Origin of the sequence: Nocardia sp. NPDC003269 (assembly GCF_042888005.1) — a bacterium.
Lineage (GTDB): Bacteria > Actinomycetota > Actinomycetes > Mycobacteriales > Mycobacteriaceae > Nocardia.
This window is the reverse complement of the sequence record NZ_JBIAPA010000003.1, coordinates 1640896-1667248: the sequence shown is the minus strand read 5'-3', so window position 1 is coordinate 1667248 and position 26353 is coordinate 1640896. Positions and strand designations below refer to the sequence as shown.

20 protein-coding genes are annotated in these 26353 nt (G+C 70.6%); 15 read left to right on the top strand and 5 right to left on the bottom strand.

What is annotated here, in order from left to right:
* Positions 1–68: 68 nt before the first annotated feature.
* The 4 genes from ACFYWJ_RS27720 to ACFYWJ_RS27705 are packed head-to-tail and all read left to right on the top strand — an operon-like array spanning position 69 to position 4771.
* A complete protein-coding gene (locus tag ACFYWJ_RS27720) occupies positions 69–1010 on the top strand; it encodes an alpha/beta fold hydrolase (RefSeq protein WP_355281152.1) in 942 nt (313 codons plus the stop codon).
* Positions 1011–1017: 7 nt separating this feature from the next.
* Positions 1018–2784 (top strand): amidohydrolase family protein, encoded by a 1767-nt coding sequence (locus ACFYWJ_RS27715; RefSeq protein ID WP_355281154.1) that lies wholly within the window; start codon positions 1018–1020, stop codon positions 2782–2784.
* Positions 2781–3668: a metal-dependent hydrolase gene (locus ACFYWJ_RS27710; RefSeq protein WP_355281155.1), complete on the top strand. Its 888-nt coding sequence runs from the start codon at positions 2781–2783 to the stop codon at positions 3666–3668. The genes ACFYWJ_RS27715 and ACFYWJ_RS27710 overlap by 4 nt, the downstream gene beginning before the upstream one ends.
* Positions 3665–4771: a PDR/VanB family oxidoreductase gene (locus ACFYWJ_RS27705; protein WP_355281157.1), complete on the top strand. Its 1107-nt coding sequence runs from the start codon at positions 3665–3667 to the stop codon at positions 4769–4771. Before ACFYWJ_RS27710 ends, ACFYWJ_RS27705 begins: the two co-directional genes overlap by 4 nt.
* On the opposite strand, the gene ACFYWJ_RS27700 is transcribed toward ACFYWJ_RS27705, so the two are convergent.
* On the bottom strand, positions 4733–5350 hold the full coding sequence (locus ACFYWJ_RS27700; protein WP_355281158.1) for a TetR/AcrR family transcriptional regulator: 618 nt from the start codon (positions 5348–5350) through the stop codon (positions 4733–4735). The genes ACFYWJ_RS27705 and ACFYWJ_RS27700 overlap by 39 nt on opposite strands.
* A 129-nt stretch (positions 5351–5479) precedes the next feature.
* Between ACFYWJ_RS27700 and ACFYWJ_RS27695 the strand changes: the two genes are divergently transcribed.
* Positions 5480–7954 (top strand): molybdopterin-dependent oxidoreductase, encoded by a 2475-nt coding sequence (locus ACFYWJ_RS27695; protein WP_355281159.1) that lies wholly within the window; start codon positions 5480–5482, stop codon positions 7952–7954.
* A 17-nt stretch (positions 7955–7971) separates the two neighbouring features.
* Here ACFYWJ_RS27695 and ACFYWJ_RS27690 read toward each other — a convergent pair whose 3' ends face one another.
* On the bottom strand, positions 7972–8784 hold the full coding sequence (locus ACFYWJ_RS27690; protein WP_355281160.1) for an SAM-dependent methyltransferase: 813 nt from the start codon (positions 8782–8784) through the stop codon (positions 7972–7974).
* 96 nt (positions 8785–8880) lie between these two features.
* Between ACFYWJ_RS27690 and ACFYWJ_RS27685 the strand changes: the two genes are divergently transcribed.
* Both ACFYWJ_RS27685 and ACFYWJ_RS27680 read left to right on the top strand, forming a co-directional pair.
* Positions 8881–10059 (top strand): cytochrome P450, encoded by a 1179-nt coding sequence (locus tag ACFYWJ_RS27685; RefSeq protein ID WP_355281162.1) that lies wholly within the window; start codon positions 8881–8883, stop codon positions 10057–10059.
* 208 nt (positions 10060–10267) lie between these two features.
* Complete coding sequence (locus ACFYWJ_RS27680) at positions 10268–10696, top strand: hypothetical protein (protein ID WP_355281163.1); 429 nt, start codon at positions 10268–10270, stop codon at positions 10694–10696.
* Between the two features lies 1 nt (position 10697).
* Here the strand turns inward: ACFYWJ_RS27680 and ACFYWJ_RS27675 are convergent, their stop codons facing one another.
* Entirely contained in the window at positions 10698–11108 is a 411-nt protein-coding gene (locus ACFYWJ_RS27675; RefSeq protein ID WP_355281164.1) for a hypothetical protein, read from the bottom strand.
* Between the two features lie 85 nt (positions 11109–11193).
* On the opposite strand from ACFYWJ_RS27675, the gene ACFYWJ_RS27670 reads away from it, so the two are divergent.
* From ACFYWJ_RS27670 to ACFYWJ_RS27660, 3 genes are all read left to right on the top strand, one after another.
* The gene (locus ACFYWJ_RS27670) at positions 11194–11535 is read left to right on the top strand and encodes a hypothetical protein (RefSeq protein ID WP_355281166.1); all 342 of its coding nucleotides are present in this window, start codon (positions 11194–11196) and stop codon (positions 11533–11535) included.
* A gap of 96 nt (positions 11536–11631) precedes the next feature.
* Positions 11632–13503: a Dot/Icm T4SS effector Zinc-dependent metalloprotease LegP gene (legP, locus tag ACFYWJ_RS27665; RefSeq protein WP_355281168.1), complete on the top strand. Its 1872-nt coding sequence runs from the start codon at positions 11632–11634 to the stop codon at positions 13501–13503.
* Positions 13504–13599: 96 nt separating this feature from the next.
* Complete coding sequence (locus tag ACFYWJ_RS27660) at positions 13600–15585, top strand: serine protease (protein ID WP_355281170.1); 1986 nt, start codon at positions 13600–13602, stop codon at positions 15583–15585.
* A 48-nt stretch (positions 15586–15633) separates the two neighbouring features.
* Here ACFYWJ_RS27660 and ACFYWJ_RS27655 read toward each other — a convergent pair whose 3' ends face one another.
* A complete protein-coding gene (locus ACFYWJ_RS27655) occupies positions 15634–16479 on the bottom strand; it encodes a caspase family protein (RefSeq protein WP_355281172.1) in 846 nt (281 codons plus the stop codon).
* 235 nt (positions 16480–16714) lie between these two features.
* On the opposite strand from ACFYWJ_RS27655, the gene ACFYWJ_RS27650 reads away from it, so the two are divergent.
* Positions 16715–17119: a hypothetical protein gene (locus tag ACFYWJ_RS27650; protein ID WP_355281173.1), complete on the top strand. Its 405-nt coding sequence runs from the start codon at positions 16715–16717 to the stop codon at positions 17117–17119.
* A gap of 5 nt (positions 17120–17124) precedes the next feature.
* Positions 17125–19827 carry a hypothetical protein gene (locus ACFYWJ_RS27645; protein WP_355281175.1) on the top strand — a complete coding sequence of 901 codons (2703 nt, stop codon included), beginning with the start codon at positions 17125–17127 and terminating at the stop codon, positions 19825–19827.
* A 3-nt stretch (positions 19828–19830) separates the two neighbouring features.
* Here the strand turns inward: ACFYWJ_RS27645 and ACFYWJ_RS27640 are convergent, their stop codons facing one another.
* Entirely contained in the window at positions 19831–20583 is a 753-nt protein-coding gene (locus tag ACFYWJ_RS27640; protein ID WP_355281176.1) for a hypothetical protein, read from the bottom strand.
* A 221-nt stretch (positions 20584–20804) separates the two neighbouring features.
* Between ACFYWJ_RS27640 and ACFYWJ_RS27635 the strand changes: the two genes are divergently transcribed.
* From ACFYWJ_RS27635 to ACFYWJ_RS27625, 3 genes are read left to right on the top strand one after another with little or no spacing between them, the layout of a single operon-like run.
* The gene (locus ACFYWJ_RS27635; RefSeq protein WP_355281178.1) at positions 20805–22622 is read left to right on the top strand and encodes a peroxidase family protein; all 1818 of its coding nucleotides are present in this window, start codon (positions 20805–20807) and stop codon (positions 22620–22622) included.
* Positions 22619–23713 (top strand): catalase family protein, encoded by a 1095-nt coding sequence (locus tag ACFYWJ_RS27630; RefSeq protein ID WP_355281180.1) that lies wholly within the window; start codon positions 22619–22621, stop codon positions 23711–23713. The genes ACFYWJ_RS27635 and ACFYWJ_RS27630 overlap by 4 nt, the downstream gene beginning before the upstream one ends.
* 53 nt (positions 23714–23766) lie before the next feature.
* Positions 23767–26349, top strand: coding sequence for a LuxR C-terminal-related transcriptional regulator (locus ACFYWJ_RS27625; protein ID WP_355281181.1), 2583 nt, complete (start codon positions 23767–23769; stop codon positions 26347–26349).
* Positions 26350–26353 lie beyond the last annotated feature (4 nt).

The following is a 26353-nucleotide window of genomic DNA, read 5'->3' as shown; positions in this document are numbered from 1 at the left end:
CCAGCGGTACCGTGTAAGCGAACCCGGAGTACAACGTGCAGTGGCGCACGCGTCCAGAAGGAATTCCCATGGCGGCTCACCTCGACCATCAGCCCAGTGTCCGGCCCGAACCACGGCGACAGCACCGGGTCAGGAACGGTGAGATCGAGCTCGCCGTCTTCGAGTACGGACGGCCCGACGGTGTACCCGTGGTACTGGTCCACGGCTGGCCGGACACCCACCACCTGTGGGACGGCGTGATCGCGCTACTGGCGGACGGCTACCGGGTGCTGGCCTACGACACCCGTGGGTACGGGGAGTCCAGCGCGCCGCGCGCGGTGTCGGCGTATCGCCTGGACCGGCTCGCGACCGACTTCTTCGCCGTGATCGATCAGCTCAGCCCGGAGCAGCCGGTGCACGTCGTCGCGCACGACTGGGGCTCGGTCCAGGTCTGGGAAGCGGTGTGCGAGCCGGGCGCCGACGAATTCGTCGCGTCGTTCACCTCGATCTCCGGTCCCAACCTCGACCACCTCGGCACGTTCCTGCGGGCACCGCTGCGCAGGCCGACGCCGCGCGCGGTGTGGAACACGCTGGCCCAGACCCTGTCCTCGGCCTACACCGGGTTCTTCATGCTGCCGGTGCTGCCCGGCCTGTTCTTCCGGGCGGCCGGTTCGGCGCGGCTGTGGCGGCTGTTCCTGCGCCTGGTCGAGGGCATCCGGCCCGAGCAGGTCACCGTCGCCGACAGCCTGCGCCGCGACATGGTCTCGGGCCTGCGCTTCTACAAGGCCAACATCATTGCGCGGATGTTCGCGCCGCGGGACCGCCGCACCGCCGTGCCCGTCCAGCTGATCGTCAACACCCGCGACATCGCCGTGCGCCCGGCCGGCTACGACGGCTACGCGGACCGGGCCGACGAGCTGGTCCGCCACGACCTGCCGCGCGGCCACTGGCTGCCCTTCGCCGACCCCGGCGCGATCGCGGACTACGCGGAGAAGTTCATCGCCGCGCACTCGACCGACACCGGAAAGTAGTTCTCCCATGACCGATTTCGATCTCGTCATCACCGGCGGCACCTGGTTCGACGGCACCGGCGCCCCCGCGCAGCGCCGCCACCTCGGCATCACCGACGGCGTGGTGCGGCGGGTCTCGGCCGAGCCGTTGCCCATCGGACCGAACACCGAGGTGATCGACGCCGACGGCAAGTGGGTGCTGCCCGGCTTCGTCGACGTGCACACCCACTACGACGCCGAGGTGCTGATCAAGCCGGAGCTGTCGGAGTCGTTGCGCCACGGTGTCACCACCGTCGTCATCGGCAACTGCTCGCTGTCGACGGTGCTGGCCTCCAACACCGACTGCGCCGACATCTTCAGCCGGGTCGAGGCCGTGCCCCGCGACGCCGTCTACGACGCGCTCGACCGCACCCGGAGCTGGTCGGATCCGGCCGAGTACGTCAAGGCGATGGACGAGCTGCCGCTCGGGCCGAATATCGCGGCGTTCCTGGGGCATTCGGATCTGCGCACCCATGTGCTCGGCCTCGGTCGCGCCGTCACCAGGGACACCCGGCCGACGGCCGCGGAGCTCGAGCGGATGCAGGAGCTGCTCGGTGAGGCGATCGCGGCGGGCTTCCTCGGCCTGTCGTCGATGTCGAACCCGCTCGACAAGATCGACGGCGACGAGTACCGCTCCCGCTCGCTGCCCTCGACCTACGCCCGCGGCAAGGAGGTCCGGGCGCTCAACCGCGTGCTGCGCCGCAACCGCCGCGTCCTGCAGAGCGCGCCCACGGTGAGCCTGCGCCCGAACATCGCGAAGTTCTTCCTGGCCAGCGCCGGGATCGGACGTCGTCCGCTGCGCACCTCGCTGCTCTCGGCCGCCGACTCCAAGGCCTATCCGCCGCTGGTGTGGTTCATGCTGACGGTGGCGCCGCTGCTGAACCGCTTCGCGCGCACCGACTTCCGCTGGCAGCACCTGCCGGTGCCGTTCACCGTGTACGCCGACGGCATCGATCTGGTGGTCTTCGAGGAGTTCGGCGCCGGTGCGGCCGCGCTGCATTTGAAGGACCAGGTCGAGCGCAACGAACTGCTGCGCGACGAGTCCTACCGGCGCTGGTTCCGCAAGCAGTACGACAACAAGTTCACCCCGCGCATCTGGCACCGCGACTTCTTCGACGCCGAGATCATCGCCTGTCCCGACGCCGCCGTGGTCGGCAAGACGATCGGCCGGGTCGGCGCGGACCGGGGCCTGCACCCGGTCGACGCCTACCTCGACCTGGTCGTCGAACACGGCTCCGCGCTGCGCTGGCGCACCACCATCGCCAACGACCGGCCCGGCTACCTGAACAAACTCGCCGCCAGCAGCGGGGTGCAGATGGGCTTCGGCGACGCGGGCGCGCACCTGCGCAACATGGCCTTCTACAACTACCCGCTGCGCCTGCTGGAACGGGTGTTGCGCGCGCAGGAAGCGGGGAAGCCGTTCCTCAGTGTGGAGCGGGCCGTGCACCGGCTCACCGGGGAGCTCGCCGACTGGTTCCGGATCGACGCCGGTCACCTGCGTGAAGGCGATCGGGCCGACCTGCTCGTCCTCGACCCCGCCGGCCTGGACGCCCGGGTACACGAGCTACACGAGGCGCCGCTGCCGGAATTCGGGCTGGACCGGATGGTCAACCGCAGCGACGACGCCGTGCTGGCCACGGTCGTCGGCGGCATGCGGGTGTTCGCGCGCGGCGAGTTCGCCGACGGGCTCGGCACCACCTGGGGCGCGGGGCAGTTCCTGCGCGCCGGTACCCCGGCCACGGAGGAGGTCCGATGAAACTGCCCCGCCGCCGGAGCGCACCCGCGCCGGTCGCGCTGCACGCGCGCAATGTGCGGTTCGACTGGACCGACACCGCCCTGCGGTGGATGCCGGACGAGCCGGTCGCCTCGCACGTCGTCAACTCGCTGAATCTGCTGCTGCCCGAAGGGGAGCGGATGTTCTGCGCGGCCTACACCGAGGCGCTGCCCTACGTGCGCGACGCCAAGCTGCGCGAGGACATGCTCGGCTTCATCGGCCAGGAGTCGATGCACGCCGAGACGCACCAGAAGGTGCTGGCCGGGGTGCTCGCCGCGCACGGCATCGATACCGCGCCGTATGTGCGGCAGATGGAATTCGTCTTCCGCAACACCCTCGGCGCCCGGGACGCGGGCGACGCGGCCACCGAGGTGCGGATGGTGGAGCGGCTGACCTTCATCGCCAGCCTCGAGCACTTCTTCGCCTGGCTCGGTGACTGGATCCTCAACGCCGACTTGGAGAAACACCACGCCGATCCGCGCATGCTCGACCTGTTCCGCTGGCACGGTGCCGAGGAGGTGGAGCACCGCAATGTCGCCCACGATGTGGCGGTCTACTTCGGCGCGGGCTATCTGCGGCGCGCGGTGATGATGATGATCGTCATCCCGATCCTGCTCGTGCTGATCCTGCGCGGCACCCGCTACCTGATCAACCAGGACCCCGGCATGCCGGACATCGGCTATCCGATGCTGCTGTGGCGGATTCTCGGTGCCATGCGGCGCGGTGCGCTGCCGCGCCTGCGGGCGCTCGCGCGCAGCGCGCTGTCGACGTTCGATCCGCGTTATTCGCCGAACAGTGTCGGCTCGACCGAGCAGGCGATCGCGTATCTGGCGAAGTCGCCCGCGGCCAGGGCGGCGCACCCGTGACCGGGCCCGGCGTCCCCGCCACGCTGCCGCCGGACCTGTACGGCAAGCACGACCACGACCCGACCACCCGGGTGATCGACCGGATCGCCACCGCGAAGGTGAGCCTGTCGACGCTGATCAACCGGCGCAGGCTCGAATCCGGCGTGGACGACCGCCGTTTCCCGGTCGTCGTGACCGAGCGGACGATCGTCGCGGCCGACGCCGACGTGGTGAGCCTGCGCCTGGAGTGCCCGTCGGGGCGTGCCCTGCCGCGCTGGCAGCCGGGCGCGCACATCGACCTGGAACTGCCCTCGGGGCGCGTCCGCCAGTACTCGCTGTGCGGCGATCCGGCCGACCGGGGCGTCTACCGGATCGCGGTGCGCCGAATCCCCACCGGTGGTGGCGGGTCGATCGAGGTGCACGACGACCTGCCGGTCGGCGCGGAGCTGACCGTGCGCGGTCCGCGCAATGCCTTCCCGTTCGCCCCGCCCGGGCGCGGATCCACCGCGCGCCGACTGCATTTCGTGGCCGCTGGCATCGGCATCACCCCGATCCTGACCATGGCCAGGGCGGCCGACCGGCTCGGGGTGCCGTGGACGATGGTCTACTGCGGGCGCACCCGCGCGACCCTTCCGTTCCTCGACGAGATCGCCGAGTTCGGTGACCGCGTCACGGTGCGCACCGACGCCGAGCACGGCATCCCCACCGCCGCGGCACTGCTCGCCGGTGTCGACACCGACACCGCGATCTACTGCTGCGGTCCGACCGTCCTGACCGCCGCCCTGCTGGACGCGGTCAGGGAACGCGATGGCATCGAATTCCATTCGGAGCGTTTCTCGCCCGCACCCGTCGTGGACGGCGCGCCGTTCACGGTGCGACTGGCGAGCAGCGGTGAGTCCGTCGATGTCGGCGCGGACGAGACCATGCTCGCGGCGCTCCTGCGCCTGCGGCCCGACCAGCCGTACTCCTGCCGTCAGGGCTTCTGCCGGACCTGCGTGGTGCGGGTGGTGGCCGGTGACCCCGACCATCGCGACACCGTGCTCACCGACGCCGAGCGGGCCGAGGGCACGACCCTCGCCTGCGTATCACGGTGCGACAGCGGGACTCTCGTCCTCGACCTGTGAGGCCGCGCGGCCGGTCGCGGCGCCGAGCATGGTCTCGAGCTCGGCGAGCACCTCGTCGAGCGGCTCGGTGGAGCCGTCGACCCGGCACAGGATGACCGCGCCCTCCACGGCCGCGATCGCCATCGTGGCCAGCCGGCCCGCCCGCGCCGGGTCGACGCCGTCGGCGGTCAGGGCCGCGTCCAGGGCGCGATGCCAGCGGCGCAGGATCTCGGCGATCTCCGGGCGCAGGTGCCGGTCCTCGGAGGAACCGCCCACCGCGACCGAGACCACCGGGCAGCCCGCCTCGTACTCGGAGGAGCGCAGGATCGCGGTCCAGAACTCGCCGATGCTGCGCAGCGCCGTGCGTGATCCGCGCGCCGCCGCCTGATCGATGATCGTGCCGATCGTGTCACCGGCGAGAGTGAGCGATTCGGTCATGATCTGAGCCCGGCCACCGGGGAAGTGGTGGTAGACCGACCCGCGGGGCGCGCCGCTGCGAGCCAGCACGGCATCGACGGTCACCCCGGCCGCACCGCGTTCGCGCAGCAGTTCCACGGCGCTGTAGAGCATCTTCTGCCGGGTGTTGGTGCGGGCTCCCACGGGGACGGTCTCCTTCGGCGATCTCGGGTCGGGCAACTGTCATGGTAGGCGCCCGCTCTCTATGTTATGTTGCATAGCATACTACTCGGGTGTGACGGCGATCTCCGTCACCGCGGCGAAGGATGTCCCATGGTGGAAACGCAGCCGAAAGCGACCGCGTGCGTCCTGTGTGAATGCAACTGCGGCATCACCGTCGAACTGGACGGGCGCAGGCTGGCGAAGATCCGCGGCGACAAGGCCCACCCGGCGTCGGAGGGCTACACCTGCGAGAAGGCGATGCGCCTCGATCTGTACCAGAACGGCCCGCATCGCCTGACCACCCCGCTGAAGCGGCAGGCCGACGGCAGCTATCGCGAGATCGACTGGGACACCGCCCTCGACGAGATCGCCGCGCGCCTGACCGCGCTGCGCGACGCGCACGGCGGCGACACGATCTTCTTCTACGGCGGTGGGGGACAGGGCAATCACCTCGGCTCGGCCAACGCCCTCGCGCTGCGGGGCGCGCTCGGCTCGGGGTATCACTCGAATGCGCTGGCGCAGGAGAAGACCGGCGAGATCTGGGTCGACGGGCGCCTCTACGGCGGCCACACCAAGGGCGACTTCGAGCATGCCGAGGTCCTGGTCTTCGTCGGCAAGAATCCGTGGCAGTCGCACAGTTTCCCGCGGGCGCGGCCGATCCTCAAGCAGGTCGCGGGCGATCCGGCGCGGTCGATGGTGGTGATCGATCCGCGCGTGAGCGAGACCGCGGCCATGGCCGACTTCCACCTGCGGGTGGCGCCGGGCCGCGACGCCTGGCTGATGGCGGCGCTGGTCGCGGTGATCATCCAGGAGGACCTGGTCGACGCCGAGTTCGTCGCCGCGCACACCGCGGGCTACGACGAGGTGCGAGCGGCGTTCCTGGACATCGACATTCCCGCGTTCGCCACCATCAGCGGTGTCGAGGTCGACCGGATCAGGGCCGCCGCCCGCCGGATCGCGACGGCGTCGAGCGTGTGCGTCTACGAGGATCTCGGCATCCAGCAGGCGCCCAACTCCACGCTGGTCTCGTATCTGAACAAGCTGCTGTGGATCGTCACCGGCAATTTCGGGCGGCCGGGGACGATGTTCCTGCACTCGTCGTTCGCGCTGCTGGCCGGGGGCTCGGGGACGCCGTCGGGCCCGCGCAAGCCACCCAGCGCGCTGGACAAGCTGCGCAAGAAGGCGCTGGCCCGCACCGTCACCACGGTCGCGGCGGCCGTCGGGACGACCCTGCCCACGCTGGCCAGGGTCGGCGCGCTGCGGCCCGGCCTGGAGGCGGGCGCCGCCGCGCTGCTCGACGCGGTGGTGCCGCTGGCGGGCGGACTGCTCGCCGGAGGCGGCGGTGGTGGTGGCGGCGGTGGCCGGGTCACGCCGGTGACCGGGGCCAAGATCATCGGCGGGCTGGTGCCGTGCAATTCGATCGCCGACGAGATCCTCACCGATCATCCGAAACGGTTCCGCGCCTTGTGGATCGACTCGTCGAACCCGGCGCACTCGCTGCCGGACTCCCGGCGTTTCCGCGCGGCGATGCGGGCCACCGAGCTGTCCGTTGTCATCGATGTGGCGTTCACCGAGACGGCCAGGCAGGCCGACTACGTGCTGCCCGCCGCGAGTCAGTTCGAGAAGCCCGAGGCCACGTTCTTCAATTTCGAGTTCCCGCGCAACGTCTTCCACCTGCGCAAGCCGCTGCTGGAACCGCTCGCGGGCACGCTGCCCGAACCGGAGATCTACGCGCGGCTGCTGCGCCGGCTGCGGGTGGTCGACGACGCGACCATCACCCGGCTGCGGCGGGCGGCCGAGACCGGCCGCGACACCTTCGGCGCCAGCTTCCTGGCGACCGTCGCGGCTGACCCCGCGCTCGGCAAGGTCGTGCCGTTCCTGCTCTACGAAACACTCGGGGCCACCCTCGATCCCGCGGTCCGCGGGGCCGCGGTGCTGTGGGGCGTGAGCCAGCTGTGCGCGCTGTCGAACCCGAAGGCGGTCGGTCGCGCCGGATTCACCGGCGGCGGTCTGACCCCGGGAAACCGGCTGTTCGACACGATCCTCGCGTCGCCGTCGGGAGTGGTGTTCACCGAGGACACCTGGGACGACGTCTGGCACTACGTCAAACGCAAGGATCGCCGGTTCACCCTCGACGTCGACACCCTGCTCGACGAGGTACGCGCGCTGCCCACCGCGCGCGCCGCCTGGACCACGCCCGAGTTCCCGCTGGTCCTCGCCGCGGGCGAACGCCGGTCCTTCACCGCCAACACCATCTTCCGCAACCCGGACTGGCGCCGCCGCGACCGCGACGGCCACCTGCGGATCAGCGCCGACGACGCCGCCGCGGCGGGCGTGTCCGACGGCGACCTGGCCCGCCTGGTCACCGAGACCGGAACGGCCACCGTGACGGTCGAGATCAGCGATATGATGCGGGCGGGCAATATCGCCCTGCCCAACGGGCACGGCCTCGACTTCCCGGCCGGCGACGGCACCACGACCAGCGCGGGCGTGTCACCGAACGAACTGACCAGCACCACCCACAAGGACGCCTTCGCGGGCACCCCGTGGCACAAACACGTCCCGGCCCGGCTGGAGGCGCTGTAGCGGAATCTCTTGTGCGGCTAGGGAATCCGGGCCATGCCGCACAGCATCGAGACCGCTTCCTTGCGTGGATGCGGACGCCATTCGGTGGGGCGCCAGTCGATCACCGAGGTGATGCCCGGCGAGACGAGTTCCAGGCCGTCGAAGAAGCGGGTGAATTCGGCGGTCGAGCGGAGGCGGAACGGGACGCCGCTGCGCTCGTTGGCGGCGATGGTCGCCTCGAGGTCCTCGGCCGAGAGGTGGTCGTCGGTGGCGTGGGTCATGGTCAGGTAGCTGCCCGAGGGCAGCGCGGCGCACAGCTCCCGCACCACGTCGTAGGGGTGCATCTCGTCGGTGAGGAAGTGCAGCACCGCGCAGAGCATCAGGGCCACCGGCTGCTCGAGGTCGAGGGTGCCGCGCAGGGCGGGATGGTCGAGAATCGAGCTGGGCTCGCGCAGGTCGGCGTCGATATAGGCGGTCGCGCCGGTCGGGGAGCTGACCAGCAGGTCACGCGCGTGGTAGAGGACGATCGGGTCGTTGTCGACGTAGACCACCCGGGATTCGGGCGCGATCGCCTGGGCGAGTTCGTGGACATTGCCCGCGGTCGGCAATCCGGTGCCGATGTCGAGGAACTGGCGGATGCCCACGGTATCCACCAGGTAGGGAATCGCCCGGCGAAGGAAACTGCGGTTCTCCAGAACGGCGAAATGGATGGACGGAAATGCCTCGGCGACCGCGTCCGCGGACTTGCGGTCCGCTTCGAAGTTGGCGCTGCCGCCCAGCCAGTAGTCGTACCGGCGGGCGGGGTGTGGTTTGGTGACGTCCACCCGGTCGGCAGCGGCGTCGAAGTCCACGGCGCACTTCCTTTCTCTCGACTACGGTCGTCCCTGTCAGCCCGACTCGAGACCGGTGGTGGCGTGGCTGGTCCCGCCGCCGCGAAAGGCACGGCCATGCCCCTGCAGTTCAGCCCCTACGACTTCGCTGTCCATGCCGATCCGTATCCGTACTATGCCAGGTTGCGCAGCGAGGCCCCCGTCTACCGCAACGAGACCGACGACTTCTGGGCGCTGTCGCGGCATGCCGACGTGCGGGCGGCGTTGCGCGATTCGGAGCGCTTCTCCAGCGCCAACGGCCTGCGCATGGAACCGGCGTTCTGGGGTCCGCAGGCGGAGAAGTTCTTCTCGTTCGTGGCGATGGACCCGCCCAAGCACACCCGGATGCGCGAGCTCGTCGTCCGGGCGTTCACCCAGCGCCGGGTGCAGAGTCTCGAGCCGCGCCTGCGCGAGATCGCCCGCGGCACACTGCGACCGCTGCTCGAGCAGGGCAGCTTCGACCTGATCGCCGACTTCGCCGGGCCCTTCCCGACCGATGTGATCTCCGAGCTGGTCGGCGTGCCGGAGGAGGACCGCGAGCTGCTGCGCAAGCTCGGCATGGAGATCATGTACACCGACGCCGAGTCGACCGATCTGCGCCCGGAGGCGATGGCCGCGATCGGGGCGCTGGTCGGGTACTACACGGAGCTGACCATTGCCCGCAGCCAGCACCGGACCGATGATCTGCTCTCTGGTCTGCTCGACGCCGCCGACGGCGACGACCGGCTCACCCCCGAGGAAATCGTCGGGGTGCTGATCCTGCTGGTCGGCGCGGGTATCGAGACGGTCATGCTGACCCTCGGCAACGCCTGGCACAGCGCCGCGCTGCACCCCGATCAGCGCCGCGCCGCCTTCGACGGCCGGATCGACGACTGGATCGCGGAGTCCATGCGCTACGACCCCGCCACCCAGTCCCAGCTGCGCACCACGACGACCCCGATCGAGCTGCACGGCGTCGAGATCCCGGCGCAGGCCCGGATCCTGCTGCTGAGCGGCTCGGCGCACCGCGACGAGGCGGTCTTCGCCAACCCCGACACCTTCGATCTGGACCGCGACACCAGCGCCTCGCTCGCCTTCGGCGCGGGCCGTCACCACTGCCTCGGCATGAACCTGGCCCAGCTGGAGCTGCGGGTGGCGTTGCAGGAGATCGTCGCCGCGGTGGCCGACTACGAGATCGATACCGACAACCTGGTGCGCATCCACTCGTCCAACAACCGGGGCTTCGCCGCGCTGCCGACCACCGTCACGCTGCGCTGATCCGAGATCCGGCCGTCGCGGCGGCCGGATCGTACCGGTTGTCCCATGCTCGGTCCCGCGGTTGTGTGATCGGTCCCAATATCGGGGTGAGGTGGTTGCGCCGTGCCGGGAAGACGTCGAGGGTGAATACCTGGGAAGAGCAGTCTCACACACCAGTCGGTCGGGTTCTGTGACGGCCGAGTCGGCGGGAATCGACATCGGAGTCGGTATGAATGCTGTGTTCGAGTGTCATCACGGATGGGTCGTCGACCTCGTCGACGGCGACGACGCACGCGAGCCGAACGGCTGGCGCGCGCAGTGCTCCTGCGGCCGATGGCGTGGGCAGCCGTGGCGACGCTCGGCGCACCCGCTCGGGCACGATCCCGCCGAGCGCCGCCTGCACAGCCCGTCCGGCCGGCTCGATCCCACCCTGACCCGGCTGGTGCTCGAGGACTGGGAGTGCCATCAGTTCGAGATGCGGGCGCTGATGCCGGTGCGGCTGGCCTTCCAGGATTCGGAGTCCGCGCGCCAGCGGCTGGTCGAAGCCGTCCGCTTCGTCCGGGCGACGGGCGCGTCCTGGGAGTCGATCGGGCACGCGCTCGGCACCGACTCGGCCGAACTGGCCGAGCAGTGGTTCGGCACCGGCGCCACGGTCTGAGTCAGAACCCGGCCAGACCCGAGGCGAGATCGCTGATGTCGAGGGTGGCCAGTACCTGGTCGCGGACCTCGGGGCAGCGCTCGATGGTGACGGTGTCGATCGCGCCCCGGTTGAGCGTGATCGCGGTATTGATGGCGCCGTTGCGCAGCGCCCAGTTGTGCACGGTGCCGTTGTAGGACACCCGGGCGATGGCGGGCCCCTGCTGCTGCCAGTTGCCGATCTCGGCGGCCATCATGTCGCACAGCTGATCGGCGGCAGCGGTGCCGATCTCCGGTATCTGGGTGGGGGTCGGGCGGGTCGGGTCGACCGGCTCGGTACTGGTGCCGCACGCGGCGAGCGCGGCGGCGGTGAGAACGACGAGAACGAGGCCGGTGTGCCGCCGGGAACGTTGTCCGGATGATGAGCTGGACATCAGAACCTCCTGATCGGGACGATCCGGATAAATCCAGGGTGCCACATCCGGCCGGGCGAAACGCGGCGCGGCCTACCCTCGAAGTATGGCCGCCCAGGTGCGCCGGATCAGCGGATTCGTGGTGCTGCCGCCGGAGTGTCCGCGGACCACGGCGCGGATCGTCGTCGAGGTGCGGGACGTGACCTACCTCGACGCCGCGGCCCCGCTCGTCGCGGAGGTGGTGACTGTCGGCGTCGCGATCGGGCCCGGCGTGCGGTGGCCGTTCACGGTGGACGCGCCCGCCGGGAGCGGACTGGGGCTGGCCTGTCATGTCGACCTGGCCGGTGACGGTGTGCTCGTCGCCGGGGACCTGGTGTCGGTCCAAGCGGTCCCGGTGCCCGCGCAGGGAGCGGTGTCGGACCTGAGCATTCCCGTTCGCACCGTCTGACCGGCCCCGTCATCGGGTAGCGCGCTACGCGTGTCGCACGGGCGCGCGGGGCCGAGACTTCCTGCACGGCCACCGAACATCCGAGGAAGTGCAGCCATGATCATCGACGACACCGTCCCGGCCACCGTCGAACAGGACGACACCGGTGAGTTCCGTTCCGGCCCCGAGGCCGGGACGACCCTGATCCCGAGCGCCACCCGCGGACTCCGGGAAGTGCCCTACGCGGCGGTCGACGACCTCGCCGTCTTCGAGGGCGACATCGTCCTCGGCACCCTCGCCGAGATCGCCGCCCGCCGCGAGCAGGAGGGCATCGTCATCTCGGGGGCCGGTTTCCGCTGGCCCAACGCGGTGGTCCCCTTCGAGATCGACCCGGCGCTACCGGGCCAGCAGCGGATCACCGACGCGGTGGCGCACTGGAATTCGCGCACCCGGCTGCGGTTCATCCCGCGCACCGCCCAGCACGCCGACTTCGTGCGGTTCGTGCCGAGCACGGCCAGCCGTTCCCCGGTCGGCAGGCAGGGCGGGATGCAGACGATCGAATTGACCAGTGGCGCACCGACCGGCACCGTCGTGCACGAGATGGGCCACGCGATCGGCCTCTGGCACGAACAGAGCCGGGAGGACCGCGAGACGTTCGTCGAGATCCGCCTGGCCAATGTGAGCGCGGACAACCGGCACAATTTCGCCCAGCACATCACCGACGGCGACGACGTCGGCGGCTACGACTTCGGCTCGATCATGCATTACCCCGCAACGGCTTTCAGCACCAACGGGCAGGACACGATCGTCCCGCGCGTCGCGCTGCCGCCCGGGGTGACGATGGGTCAGCGCACGGCGCTGTCGGCCGGGGACGTCGGCGCCGCGCACGCGATCTACCCGAATTGGTCCGGTGCGGGCGACCGCTGGCGCGGGATCGGCGGGTTCTTCCCGCGGACCGCGCCGGTCACCGCGACCGCCCGGCGCACCGACCACCTGGATCTGTTCATCACCGGCAACGACGGGCGGGTGTACACCTCGTGGTGGCACGCGGGCTCGGAGTGGTCGGGCTTCGGCGACCGGTGGCGCAATATCGGTGGCGTCTTCCCGGCGGGGGCGGCGGTGGCCGCGGTGGCACGCACCTCGAACAATCTCGACGTCTTCACCGTCGGCAACGACGGCCGGGTCTACACCTCGTGGTGGCAGGCCGGGTCGGACTGGTCGGGGATCGGGGACCGCTGGCGGAATATCGGTGGCGTCTTCCCGCGCACCGCGCGGGTGTCCGCGACCGCGCGGCGGTCGGACCATCTCGACCTGTTCGTCACCGGCAACGACGGCCGGGTCTACACCTCCTGGTGGCATCAGGGCGGTGACTGGTCGGGCGTCGGGGATCGATGGCGCAATATCGGCGGGGTGTTCCCGGCGAGCGCGCGGGTGACCTCGGTCGCCCGGACCGCGAACAACCTGGATCTGTTCATCACCGGTAACGACGGGCGGGTGTACACCTCGTGGTGGCAGGCCGGGTCGGACTGGTCGGGCATCGGGGACCGCTGGCGCAATATCGGCGGGATCTTCCCCGCGGGCGCGCCGGTGACGGTGGTGGCGCGCACCGCCGATCATCTCGATCTGTTCATCACGGGCAACGACGGCTGCGTCTACACCTCCTGGTGGCATCAGGGCGGTGACTGGTCGGGCATCGGCAACCGGTGGCGCAATATCGGTGGCGTCTTCCCGCCCGGAGCGCCCGTCGCCGCTGTGGCCCGCACCTCGAACAATCTGGATCTGTTCATCACCGGCAACGACGGGCGCGTGTACACCTCGTGGTGGCAGGCCGGGTCGGACTGGTCCGGCATCGGCAACCGGTGGCGCAATATCGGCGGGGTCTTCCCGGCCGGCGGGCCCGTCGCCGCCGTGGCCAGGACCCCCGGTGAACTCGACGCGTTCGTCACCGGCAACGACGGCCGGGTCTACACCTCCTGGTGGGAGCAGTAGCCCGGAAATTCGAGTGGTCCGCTACTCGTGTCCGGCACCCGGTCACCCGCCCACGCTGAGGGGACCAGCAGCATCCTTCTCCGGGCGAGGTGACCCATGGATACCGACAGCGAAACCCGCACCGCCGCATGGCGCGAACAGATGGACGCGGCGTCGCGCCGGTTCGCCGACAGCGCGGCCGAGCGCGACGAGGTGACCCGCAAACGCCGGGTGGCGGAATCCGATGTCGTCGACACCGAGGAACAGATCCTCGCCAGAGCCGACCGGCTGCTGGTCACCGGCGAGGTGCCCGCCCAGGCCGTCATCGAACTGGGCCGACAGGACCCGCTCGACAGCATCGGCTCGCTGGAGCGGGTCATCGGCTTCGCCAACGACCTGCAGGCCGTCAACTTCCTGACCCGCGGCACCCGCGCGGCCGCCGCCGTCGCCCGGATCTCGCTGACCGACCACGGTCGCCGGGTGCCGATCGGCACCGGGTCGCTGGTCTCGCCGCAACTGCTGCTCACGAACAATCACGTGCTGCCCAACGTCGACGTCGCCGCCTCGGTGCTGATCGAATTCGCGGCGGAAGCGGGCATCGACAATGTGCCGACCCAGACGGTGCGTTTCGATCTCGCGCCGGGCGACTTCTTCGTCACGAGCAAGCATCTCGACTACACCCTGGTGCGGGTGGCGCCGGGCGCCGACGGCACCGCCGCTGGCGACACGTTCGGCTGGAATCCGCTGATCGCCAAGCCGGGCAAGATCGTGATCGGCGAGGCGATGAACGTCGTCGGCCATCCGCTGGGCAGGCTCAAGGAGATCTCCATCCGCGACAACCGGCTCGACCTGCAACTCGACGACTTCCTGCACTACACCTCCGACACCGAGCCGGGGAACTCCGGCTCGCCGGTCTTCAACGATCAGTGGGAGATCGTCGCCCTGCACCACGCCGGTGTGCCCAAGAAGGACGACAAGGGCCGGGTCCTGCGCAAGGACGGCAAGGCGTGGCAGGGCGGCGACGGCGACGACGCGATCGACTGGGTCGCCAACGAGGGTGTCCGGGTGAGCGTGCTGCTGGCCGATCTCGGCTCCCGCGCGTTCGATCCGGCGCAGCGCGCGCTGCTCGACCAGCTCGGCCCCGCCGCGGGCCTGTCCGCCGAGACAGTCGTCGTCGACACGACCGCCGCTGCGCCGCAACCGGAGTCGGCCGCGGAGACGATCGTGCGCGGCACCCACGGCAGGCCGACCGCGTTCGGCGGCAAGCGCAGCGTGGTGTTCCTGCACGGACGCAGGCAGGAGGGCCGCGATCCGGCCGACCTGCGCCGCGTCTGGACCGCGGGCCTGAACAAGGGCCTCACCCTCGCGGACCTGAGCCCGATCGATCCCGCCGACGTCTACTTCCCGTTCTACGGTGATCAGCTCGTCGCGAGTCTGAGCGCCCGCGAAGCCACCGTCGAGACCGGCTCGGAGCTGTACGAGAGCCTGGTCGCCGAGGCGGCCCAGCGCTTCGGGATGCCGAGTGCCGAGGAGGCGCCCGCCGACCCGATCGCGCAGGAGCGCTTCGGCTTCGGTTCGGTCGTCCTGGGCCGGGTGCGCGACCAGCTCGGCTGGATCGCCGCGCGCAGCGGCCTGGACTCGCTGCTCATCGGGGCGATCTTCAAGGACGTCGCGGCCTATCTCGACGACGAGAAGGTGCGCAAAGGAGTGCTCGACACCGTGCTCGCCGACATGCCGACCAGCGGTGAGCTCGTGCTGGTCAGCCACAGTCTGGGCACGGTGGTGGCGATGGATCTGCTCACCCAGCTGCCCCGGGAGGTGACCGTGCGCCTGCTCGTCACCGCGGGCAGCCCGCTCGGGCTGGACGGGGTGTACGGCAAGCTGCTCAGCGGTGGGCCGCACCGGCCGGACAGGGTCGGCGACTGGCTCAACACCTGGTACGCGGGCGACCCGATCGCCATCGGCTGCCCGCTGCGGCAGGCGTGGGGACCGCGGCTGCGCGATCTCCCGGTGGAGAACCCGAAGGAGCGGGCGCACGACATCGCCGAGTACCTCGCCCACCCGGCGGTGGCGGCCACGATCGGCCACACGCTGACCGACTGAGGACACCCCGGGGCGGGTGCGGTGATCGCCGCACCCGGCTCGAGCTGTTCACGGCGTGAACGGGCGCTGCTCCAGGAACGCGGTGTCGGCGTTGATCGTGAACAGGTTCGGAACCTGGTCCGGCGGCATCAGATTCATGATCCGCTGATGGAACTGCCGATAGCCGGCCGTGAACGCGCCGTCGCCCCACACCCGCAGCAGCGCACCGGTGAACTGTCCGTTGACCGGTCCGTCATAGGACAGCTGCGAGTCCTGGCACCCGGCCAGCAGCACCACGCCGGCCTCGACGACGGCCTGCGCGCTCGGCCCGGCCAGCTGCTGGACGAAGGCGTACATTGCCGCGCGCTGCTTGTTGTCCTCGGCCTGCACGTCCAGTGGCATCGCCTTGGCGCTGCCGTGGACGACGGCGCCGAGATCGTCGCCGGGATAGTCGCGCGCCGCCAGATCGACGATCGCCGTGCGGGTCTCGCGGGTGAACGCGTCGCGGACCACCGTGCCGCTGTGGCAGCTGTCCGAACAGACCACCACCCGCACGCCGGGGGCGAACCGCGACCACATCCGGTACAGCTCGTCGTCGACGATCTGGCGGTCGAACGCCACCCAGGTCTCGTCCTGGCGGTCGTCCTCCTCGCCGTCGACGTCCCTGGTCTGGCCGCCGTGGCCGGAGTAGGTGATCAGCACCAGATCACCCGCGCGTGCCGTGCCGGCGAGCCGGGCGATCTCGCCGATGATCGCGAACGAGGTCGCCGCGCCGTCGAGCAGGACGCGCGGGGCGGCGAAGCCCTGCGCGGCCGCCAGCGCGGCCATCGCGTTCGCGTCGTTGACACAGCCCGCGAGTGCGCCGTCCCAGCCGCCGTAGGCGGTGGGATCGACCCGGTTCAATCCGATGTGCAAGGAATATCCGCTCACTGTCGTTCCCTCTTTCTGGGATGTCCGATCAGGTGTGCCGGGGGAGTCCGGCGCGGATCAATTCTTCGGCGGCCGTACCTGTCTCGATAGCGTGCGGCACTACCCCAATCGGCGAAATCGCCGCGTCGAGGTGGAGTAGTGCGGTACGCGTTCGGAACGGGTACCGGATGCGCGACCATAGCGATGTGGGAATCTCCCCACTCTTCGGAAGGACAGGGAGATGTTCGATTCGGATACCGAGGACGCGGTCCTGGCAGCCAGCCCGGACACCGAGGAGGAGTGGTTCGAAACGACGAAGGCACCGGCCGGCTGTCCCGACAACGGCGTCGGGACGAGGGGAATCGACCGGACCAACGTCTCCTCCCTCTTCTGGGCCCAGAAGGTGCTCCGTACCCATGGAACGGGCGCCTGGGTGTTCGGCTTCCCGAACGCCACGGTGCTGGCCGACAGCCAGGTCTCGGTCAGCCTGACCGAGGTCGACGCCGACGGCACCCCGTTCCTCGGACCCGCGACGATGCAGGTCCTCAATGTCGTCCCGCACGCCGACGGCACCATGACGGTGCGCTACCACGTCGGCTGGGACGCCAACCTGCGGGTGCTCTTCAACTTCATCATCGTGAACTGACCGCCATGACCACAGCCGAACAGCACGCCGGATCGCCCGTGCGGGCCAGCGGTGACCACGTCACCTCGGGCCTGGCGACCATCGAACAGGTCGGGCGGGGCAAGGTCTTCGCGTCCACCACCGGGATCGTGGTCTTCCTCGTCGCGGTGCAGGCGACGATGGCGTTCCCGCTCGGCGCGCGCACGCCGCAGGAATGCCACACCGCGGGGTTGCTGGCATTGCTGGTGGGCGCCATGATGGCGATCGCCGCGCCGACGGCGACCTACCGGTACTACGTCTACATCTATTCGCTGCGGCTGGACCCGAAGTACGCCCGGTTCGCGAAATGGGTCTTCGGAGTCTCGCTGATCCTGTCAGCGGGCGACGGCGTGGCCGACCTCGTGCTGGCGATCCAGCTGACCGGCGCGCCCGCCTCGTGCGGCGGCACCACCGTCATGGCGCTGCGCGTCCAGGCGGGTCTGCACCTGTTCTTCCTGCTGCTTGCCCTCGTGATCACCGCGATCATCTGGTACAGCGGCACCAAGAACCGCCTGGCCGGTGACGACCCGTCGCAACCGAAGTACGCCCAGACCCCGGCCGCCGCCACGGCGCCCGAGGGGCTCGTCATCTGCTGCTCGGGCGGTGGTATCCGGTCCGCGTCGTTCTGCCTCGGCGCGTTGCAGGTGCTGCGTGACCGGGGGCGCTACCAGAGCGCCACCGCCGTGGTCGGGGTGAGCGGCGGCGGCTACATCGCCGCGGCCATGCACATCGTGCACCGCAACTTCACCGATCCGTACGCGCTCGAATCCTCGGAACTGGCCTATCTGCGCCGCCGCACGCGCTACCTGATGCCGCGCGGCACCGACAAGTTCCGCGCCGTGTTCTCCCTGCTCTACGGCATCGCCGTGAACGCGACACTGGTCGGGATCGCGCTGCTGGCGGTGTCGTGGTGGCTGGGCTGGCTGCTCGACGACATCGACGTGCTCACCCGCGACGGTGACCGGCTCGAGCTGCACCTGGTCCCGGCGGGCGGGTACTGGTACCTGGCGATCGCGCTCGGCCCGTTCGCGCTGGCGCTGGCGGCGTTCGTGCTGGAGAAGGCCTGGGACCGGCTGACGATGGTGCCGGACCGGATGCGCAACCTCCTCGCGAAGGCATCGCGGGTGCTGCTCGGGATCGGGGTGCCGCTGGCCGTGCTGCTCGTCGGGGTTCCGGTCGCGCTGTACGCGCTGAGCCGGGTGACGGACGGGTCCGGCGGCGCGGCGACGACGCTGCTGGTCGGGCTCGTCGACCCGGGCGGCAAGGGCGCGCTCACCTTCACCGCGACGCTGATCGCGGTGATCGGGCTCGGCCGCTCGGCGTGGAAGGGCCTACACACCGGGGAGGGGTCGAGCGGTTGGTACGGACGCGTGCTCGCGGTGGTGCGCAAGCAGGTCGCGCCGTGGCTGGGCAGCGCGCTGATCGTCGCGGTCGCGGTCGTCCTGCTGCTGCGCTGGACGACGGTCTTCGCCACCGACGCGCACGCCCGCTCGAACTGGACGCTGGCCTGGTGGATGATCGGCATCGCCGTCGCGATCAAGGTGTTCACCGACGCCAACCGCACCTCGCTGCACACCTACTATCGGGAAGCGCTGTCGAAAGCCTTTCTCGTGGACAAGGATCCGCGCTCGCACCAGGCGGTGCCGCTGCCCTACAGCACCGCGCTGCGCTACTCCGACTACGGCAGGCCGGTCGGGCACGGACCGCGGCTGGTCATCGCGGCCGCCGCCAACGCCAACGACGTCGCCTTCGTGCCCACCCGGCGTGGCTGCGTGCCGTTCGTCTTCGATCCGGAGCGGATCGGTGTCGTCGGCGACCGCGCGCTCACCCAGGACGGCCTGCGCCCGACCGGGACCTACGAGCAGCTGGCCGACTACCGGTATCGCGATGTCACCGTGCCCGCCGCGATGGCCATCAGCGGCGCCGCGTTCAGCCCGCTCACCGGCCGCGAGAGCGCCCGTACCCGGCCGGTGCGGATCCTGCTCGCCCTGCTCAACGCGCGCCTGGGGGTGTGGCTGCCGAATCCGTACTGGCAGCCCGTCCCGCAGGGCAAGCTCGCCGCGAAGCTGCCCGCGCTGTACAGCTGGGCCGACAAGCCGGGACCGTACCGGCTGCTGCGCGAGGCGTTCGGCAATCCGTCGCTCTACGACCGGTGGCTCTATGTCACCGACGGCGGGCACTACGACAACCTCGGCCTGGTGGAGGCGCTGCGCAGGCGGCCGGCGGCGGTCATCGTCCTCGACGCCAGCGGCAGTCCCGACGACCGGTTCTGCGCGCTGGCCGAGGCCATCGCGACGGCGCGCATGGACCACTGCGTGGAGATCAGCGTCGACCTGCGGCAGATGCTGCGCGGCGACCGGAAACGAGCACACAAGGCGTGGGCGCGCGGTGTCGCCACGCATCTCGACGGCGCCACCACCGACATCTATTACGTCAGGTCGCAACTGATCGACGACCTGAGCTGGGACCTGGAGAACTACAGCAGGGCGCATCCGGACTTCCCGTACACCTCCACCGGCGACCAGCTCTACAGCGAATGGGATTTCGAGGCCTACCGCGCCCTCGGGCACGAGGTGGCCGAGCGGGCACTCGACGATCCGGTCTTCGCCGGGCTGCGCGGAGCGCGCGCGGCCGGGGCACCGGACACGGACGGCGAGACCGGCAAGCCGCTGGTGACCCGGCCGGGGTAGCGCCTACTCGACGACCGAGCTCGTCTCGGCGAGCAGGGTGAGGACCTGCTCGGTCTTGGTCATCTCGGTCGAGATGGACAGCCCGTAGCCGCGGACGGCGGCGTGCAGCGCGCGCTGCACGTCGAGGGCGCGCGCGTGCAGGTCGGTGGGGGATTCGCCGGGCCAGGGGTTCACTCGCAGGGACAATTCGAACAGGTCGAGGCCACCGACGGTCCACCGCTCGGCGTCGACCGCCAGGTCACCGACGGCGACATTCGTCCACTTCGTCGACGCGACCGGGCCCATCGCCCGCAGATGGTCCACCGCCACACCGGGCGGCGTGCAGCTGACCAGGAACTGGCGCTGGGCTGAGTCGAGGGCCTCGGTGACGTCCTCGCCGCACAGGGCGGCCACCCGCAGCGAACCGGCCGGGCGCCTGCTCACCACCGAGGCCGACAGCACCCGGCGGTCGCCGCACCAGTCGCCCTCGACGCGGTACTGCATCCCGGGCTCGGTGAACGGCGTCGCCCAGCGGCCGACCAGCTGCGCGGCGGTGCACGGCCGCAGCTTGACGGTCAGGTCGTCGTAGTCGCCGCTGCGCAGCCGGATGGCGATCCGGCCCGCCAGCAGGGCGGGCGCGCCACGGGCGCCGGGGACCCGTGGCTCGGCGAACCACACGTCCCGGCTGATCGCGGCGGCGTTGGTACAGCCCAGCCGGGTTTGGGCATCGACGAGGTCCCCGTCGACATTGACCTTGATTTCGATCGGAGTATTCACCCGAGCAGCGTCGCCCATCGCCCCACCGCTCGGCGCGCGTAATTCGCTACTCGATTGCCGCGGGCCGGCTCACGGCGCCACGGCGGCAATCCGGACACGGGCCGGTCACGGCCATGAGTAGTGCACTACTCATGACATAGGTCACGTCGGAGGAGGAAACTGATCTTCGACCACTTCTCGTACATCGCGGTTCGAGCCAGTCAGCTATGTGGAGGTTCTCGATGGTCGAGGCAGAGCCGGCGATTCCGCCGCAGTCGTCGCCACCCCACCTGTCGTTCGTCGCCCGCGCCGCGGTCGAGGCCGCCGAAGTGCTCGACCGGCGGGTGGGCTGGTTCCGGTTACCGACACCGCTGGGGCTGGCCGTGCTGGTCGGCCTGCGCAGCAGGCTGCGGTCCCGCAATCTGTTCGACACCGGCCGACATCCGGCCGGACCACTGCCGCCGGACACGACCGGCGAACACCGTGCCGCGCGCACCATCGACGGCTCCTACAACAACGCCGACGATCCACGCACCGGCTCGGTCGGCTGCCGGTTCGGACGCAATTTCGCCCCCGAGCACAGTCATCCGGAGGACGCCGTCCGGATCCAGGAGCCCAACCCGCGCCAGGTCAGCCTGCGCCTGCTGGCCCGCGACCGCTTCCAGCCAGCCACGACACTGAACCTGTTGGCGGCGGCCTGGATCCAGTTCGAGGTGCACGATTGGTTCAGTCACACCCGCACCGACCGCGAGCCGTTCCGGGTGACCCTCGACGAGCACGACCCCTGGCCCGAACGGCCGATGACGATCCAGCGCACCGCGGCGGTCCCCGGTGCCGAACCCGGCGATCCGCCGAGCCATGTCACCCAGGACTCGCACTGGTGGGACGCCTCCCAGATCTACGGCAGCACACCGGCATTCGCCTCCGCCCTGCGCTCGGGCAAGAACGGCGAACTGGTGATCGACGAGCTCGGCCTGCCGCCGCTGGACGCGGCGAGCCTGCTCGCGCTCTCGGACGCGGCCGCCAACGCCTGGGTCGGCCTGGCGCTGCTGCATTCGCTGTTCCTGCGCGAGCACAACGCGATCTGCCGCCGCCTGTCGCGCCGCTATCCCGACCTGGACGACCAGCAGCTCTACGACACCGCGCGCCTGATCAACGCGGCGTTGATCGCCAAGATCCACACCGTCGACTGGACCCCGGCGATCATCGCCCACCCCACCACCGTCGCCGCCATGCGCGCCAACTGGTTCGGCGTCCTCGGTGAGCGCCTCTCGCGCCGGTTCGGCCGCCTCGTCGGCAACGAAGTGCTCTCCGGCATCCCGGGTTCCGCGGTCGACGACCACGGCGTGCCCTACGCGCTGACCGAGGAGTTCGTCTCGGTGTACCGGATGCACCCGCTGATCCCCGACGACCTCGTGGTGCGCAGTCTCACCGACGACCGGGTGCTGGCCGAGCATCCGTTCCCCGCGCTGGGGGTCGCCCACATCCGCGAGCGCCTCGGCGAGACCCCGATGGACACGCTGTTCTACTCCTTCGGCCGCGCCCATCCCGGCGCGCTGACGCTGCACAACTATCCACGCCACCTGCAGGAGCTGGCCCGGCCCGGCCAGCCCCTGATCGACCTCGCCACCATCGACATCCTGCGGGTCCGCGAACGAGGGGTACCGCGCTACAACGAGTTCCGGCGTCAGCTGCGGCTCCCGCCCGCCGCCTCGTTCGACGAGCTGACCGACAACCCGCAGTGGGCGGCTGAGCTCGCAGAGGTCTACGGCGATGTCGACGACGTCGACCTGATGATCGGCCTGTACGCCGAGCCCAAGCCACCCGGTTTCGGCTTCAGCGACACCGCCTTCCGGGTCTTCGTGCTGATGGCCTCGCGGCGGCTGTCGGCCGACCGGTTCTTCACCACCGACTTCCGGCCCGAGATCTACACCGAGGCCGGTATGGCCTGGGTGCGCGACAACAGCATGCGCACCGTGCTGCTGCGGCATTTCCCCACGCTGGCGCCCGCCCTGGAGGGCGTCGCGAATCCCTTCGCCCCGTGGAGGACTCCGCGATGACCTACCTTCGCTTTCGCGACGACCTGGAACAGCCGCGCCCCGACGAAGAACAGATCATCGACAAGATCATCGCGGTCCTGCGCGACAACAACGAACGCGCCTACCGCAAGTACAAGCGCGGCCTGCGCGACGCGCACGCCAAGAGCCACGGCATCCTGCGCGGCGAACTGACCGTGCCCCCTGGCCTGCCCCCCGAGCTGGCACAGGGCCTGTTCGCCAGGCCTGGCACGTATCCGGTCATCGCCCGGCTGTCGAGCACCTCCGGGGTCATCCGCAGCGATCAGTTGCGCGGCGTGCGTGGCCTCGGCATCAAGGTGCTGGGGGTGCACGGCCCGCGCGCGATGGCCGGCGACGAGGCCACCACCCAGGACTTCATCATGGTGACCCACCGGGAGTTCCTGTTCGCCGACGCGCACGCCTACCTCACCCAGGGCATGCCGACCGCCTGGGTGCTGGCCCGGCTGCCCGACGAAGTCCTTCGCACCGGCAGCGATCTCGTCGCGGCGCTGGACAGGCACGTGCTGCGGCGCGTCGGCAAGCGGGTGCCGCCGAATCTGGGGGTGTTCGTCGCGCCCAACACCCACATCCTCGGCGAGACCTTCTACACCTCGGCGCCGATCCGCTACGGCGACTACGTCGCCAAGCTGCTCTACGTCCCGGTGTCACCGGAAGCCGCTGCGCTGCAAGGACAACCGGTGAGCACGGCGGCCGGGGTCAATGCCCACCAGGACGCGATCATCGACTTCTTCGGCGCGCACAGCGCCACCTACGAACTGCGCGCGCAGCTGTGCACCGACGTGGCCGCCATGCCGATCGAGGACGCGACCGTGCCGTGGCCGGAGGAGGCGTCTCCGCATCGCACCGTCGCGACCATCCGGTTCGACGTCCAGGATCCCTACACCCCGCAGCGGCGTGCCTACGGCGACGACGTGCTGTCGTTCAACTCCTGGCGCGGCTTGGACGCGCATCGCCCGCTGGGGTCGATCAACCGGCTCAAGAAGCGGGTCTACGAGGCGTCGAGCGACTACCGCCACGACGTGAACAACGCGCCGCGGCTCGAGCCCCGCGACGCCACCGAGCTGCCGCCATGACCACTGCTCCGATCCGTTGTGGGGGAGCCGGTCGCGAACTAGAATTTTGGTGTATGGGCGAATTGTGGCAACTGCTCGATCGCCCCGCCGAATTCGATGCCGTCCGTACGGCTTTGACGAACACGAACAGCGGCGGAGTGATAGTGGTCGGCGCCGCAGGCATCGGCAAGACCACGCTGGCCCGGCTGGTCACCGCGGTGCTCGCGGAGCCGGTCCGCTGGGTGGCGTGCACCGCCTCCTCGCAAGCCATTCCGCTCGGCGCGTTCGCCCCCTGGATCGCCGCCTCGGCCTCGCGTGATCCACTCGCCCTGCTGCACTCGGCGCGGGAAAACGTACTGGCGCAACCGGATACGGTGATCGGTGTCGACGACGCGCACCTGCTCGACACCCTCTCCGCCACCCTGGTGCACCAGATCGCCGTCGACCGCAGCGCGCGCATCGTGGCCACGGTCCGCTCCGGCGAGCCCGTGCCCGACGCGATCACCTCACTGTGGAAGGACGGGTTCCTCGCCCGCGTGGAACTCACCCCGCTGTCCAAACCGCAGTGCACCGCCCTGGTCGAGACCGTGCTGGGCGGGACGCTGGAGGGACTCAGCGCCGATGTCATGTGGGAGGCCTCGGGCGGCAACCCGCTGTTCCTGCGCAACATGGTCGAGGGCGCGGTCGAGGCGCGCACGCTGACCGACGTCAACGGGGTCTGGCAGCTGCGCGGTCCGACCGCGGTGCCGTCCGGTCTGGTCGACCTGCTCGACGAGCGGCTGACCAGGGCGGGCGAACCGGTGCTCGACGCGCTGCGGATGCTGTCGGTCTACGAGCCGCTCGACATCGACATCCTCACCGAGCTGGTGGGGGTCGACGCCGTCGACGCCGCCGAGCTCAGCGGGCTGATCCGGGTCTGCCGCCACGGCACCTCGGTCGACGTCCGGTTCAGCCATCCGCTGCTCGGCGAGGTGGTCCGCCGCCGGATCGGCACCGCCGCGGCCCGCTCCCGGCGCGGCCGCATCGTCGAGACCCTGCGTGACCGGGCGCTGGACACGCCCGCGGAGCGGATCCGGCTGGCGCAGCTGTGCGTCGACAGTGATCAGCCGATCGACATCATGCTGCTGATCAACGCCGCCAAGGACGCGATCGCCCTGGCGAACCTGCCGCTGGGCGAGCGGCTGGCCCGCGCCGCCTGCGAGCGCTGCGGCGGCCTGCGCGCGGCCGAACTGCTGTCGCGGGCGCTGCTGTGGCAGGGCAAACCGCACGAGGCCGACGAGATCCTCGCCAGGTTCGATCCCGACCGGCTCGATCCGCTGCAGGTGGTGCAGTGGGGCCTGCCGCGGGCGAGCCTGCAGTTCTGGTCGCTCGGCGATGTCGATCGGGCCCACCAGGTGATCGACCTGGTCGCCGCCCGCGTGGAGCATCCGTCGCTGCGGCTGCTGGTCGACGCGGTCCGGGCGGCGATGGCGGTGCACGAGAACCGGCTCGCCGTCGGCGTCGCGGAGGCCGAGCGGGTGCTCGCCGATCCGGACTCGCCCCGGCAGGCCGCCGATTTCGCGGCGTTCACCCTCGGTCTCGCGCTGCCGTTCGTCGGCCGCGGCGCCGATTTCGCGCCCATCGCGGCCCGGATCACGGCCGAACAGAAGTCCACCGACGGCCTGATCCGGGTGATGGTGCGCTACGGCGATGTGATGGCCCTGACCATGATCGGCGACCTGGACCAGGCCGAACAGCGGGCCTCGGAATACCGGGAGTTCTCCTCGGCCGGCCAGTTCGCCGGCTGGGCCATCGCCCGCATCGCGATCGGCGTCGTCGCGACCTATCGCGGCCGGTTCCGGGCCGCCATCACCGCCTTCGAACAGGCGCTGGCCGCGCTCAACGCCGACTGCACCCTGCCCTGGCAGCTGCCAGCCCGGCTGGTGCTGGCGCGGGCCTACGCGGCGGTGGGCGAGGTCGACCAGGCCGAGCGTGTGCTCGCCGACGCCGAGGAACACAGCGGCCCGCACATGGCCCTGCACGAGCCGCAGCGGATGATCGCCCGCGCCTGGGTGGCCGCGGCCGAGCACAGCCAGCACGCCGCGATCGACCTGGCCCGCAAGGCCGCCGACCTGGCCCACCGCACCGGTCAGTTCGCGCAGGAGGCCGAGGCGCTGCACCATGCCGCCCGCTTCGGCGACCGCTCCCTCGGCACCCGGCTCGCCACCGTCGCGGCCCGCGTGCAGGGACCGGTGGCCGACATCTACGCCCGCCACGCCGCCGCCGTTGCCCACGGCGACACCACGGCACTGGCCGCGGTCAGCGTGGAGTTCGAGGCCGTGGGGATGCTGCTGGCCGCCGCCGACGCCGCGGCCCAGGCCGTCCCGATCTTCGACCACGCGGGCCAGCGCCGCCCCAGCGCCCAGGCCGCGGCCCGCGCCACCGCGCTCGCGGCCCGCTGCGACGGTGCGGGCACGCCGGCCATCACGGCCGCCGCCCGCCCGCTCCCGATCACCGAGCGCGAGCGCGAGATCGCCGCGCTGATCGGCCGCGGGCTGTCCAACCGGGCCATCGCCGAACGGCTCTGTGTCTCGGTCCGCACCGTCGAGGGCCACATCTATCGCGCGTGCATCAAACTCGACGCCACCGACCGCGACCAGCTCGCCAAACTGATCTGACACC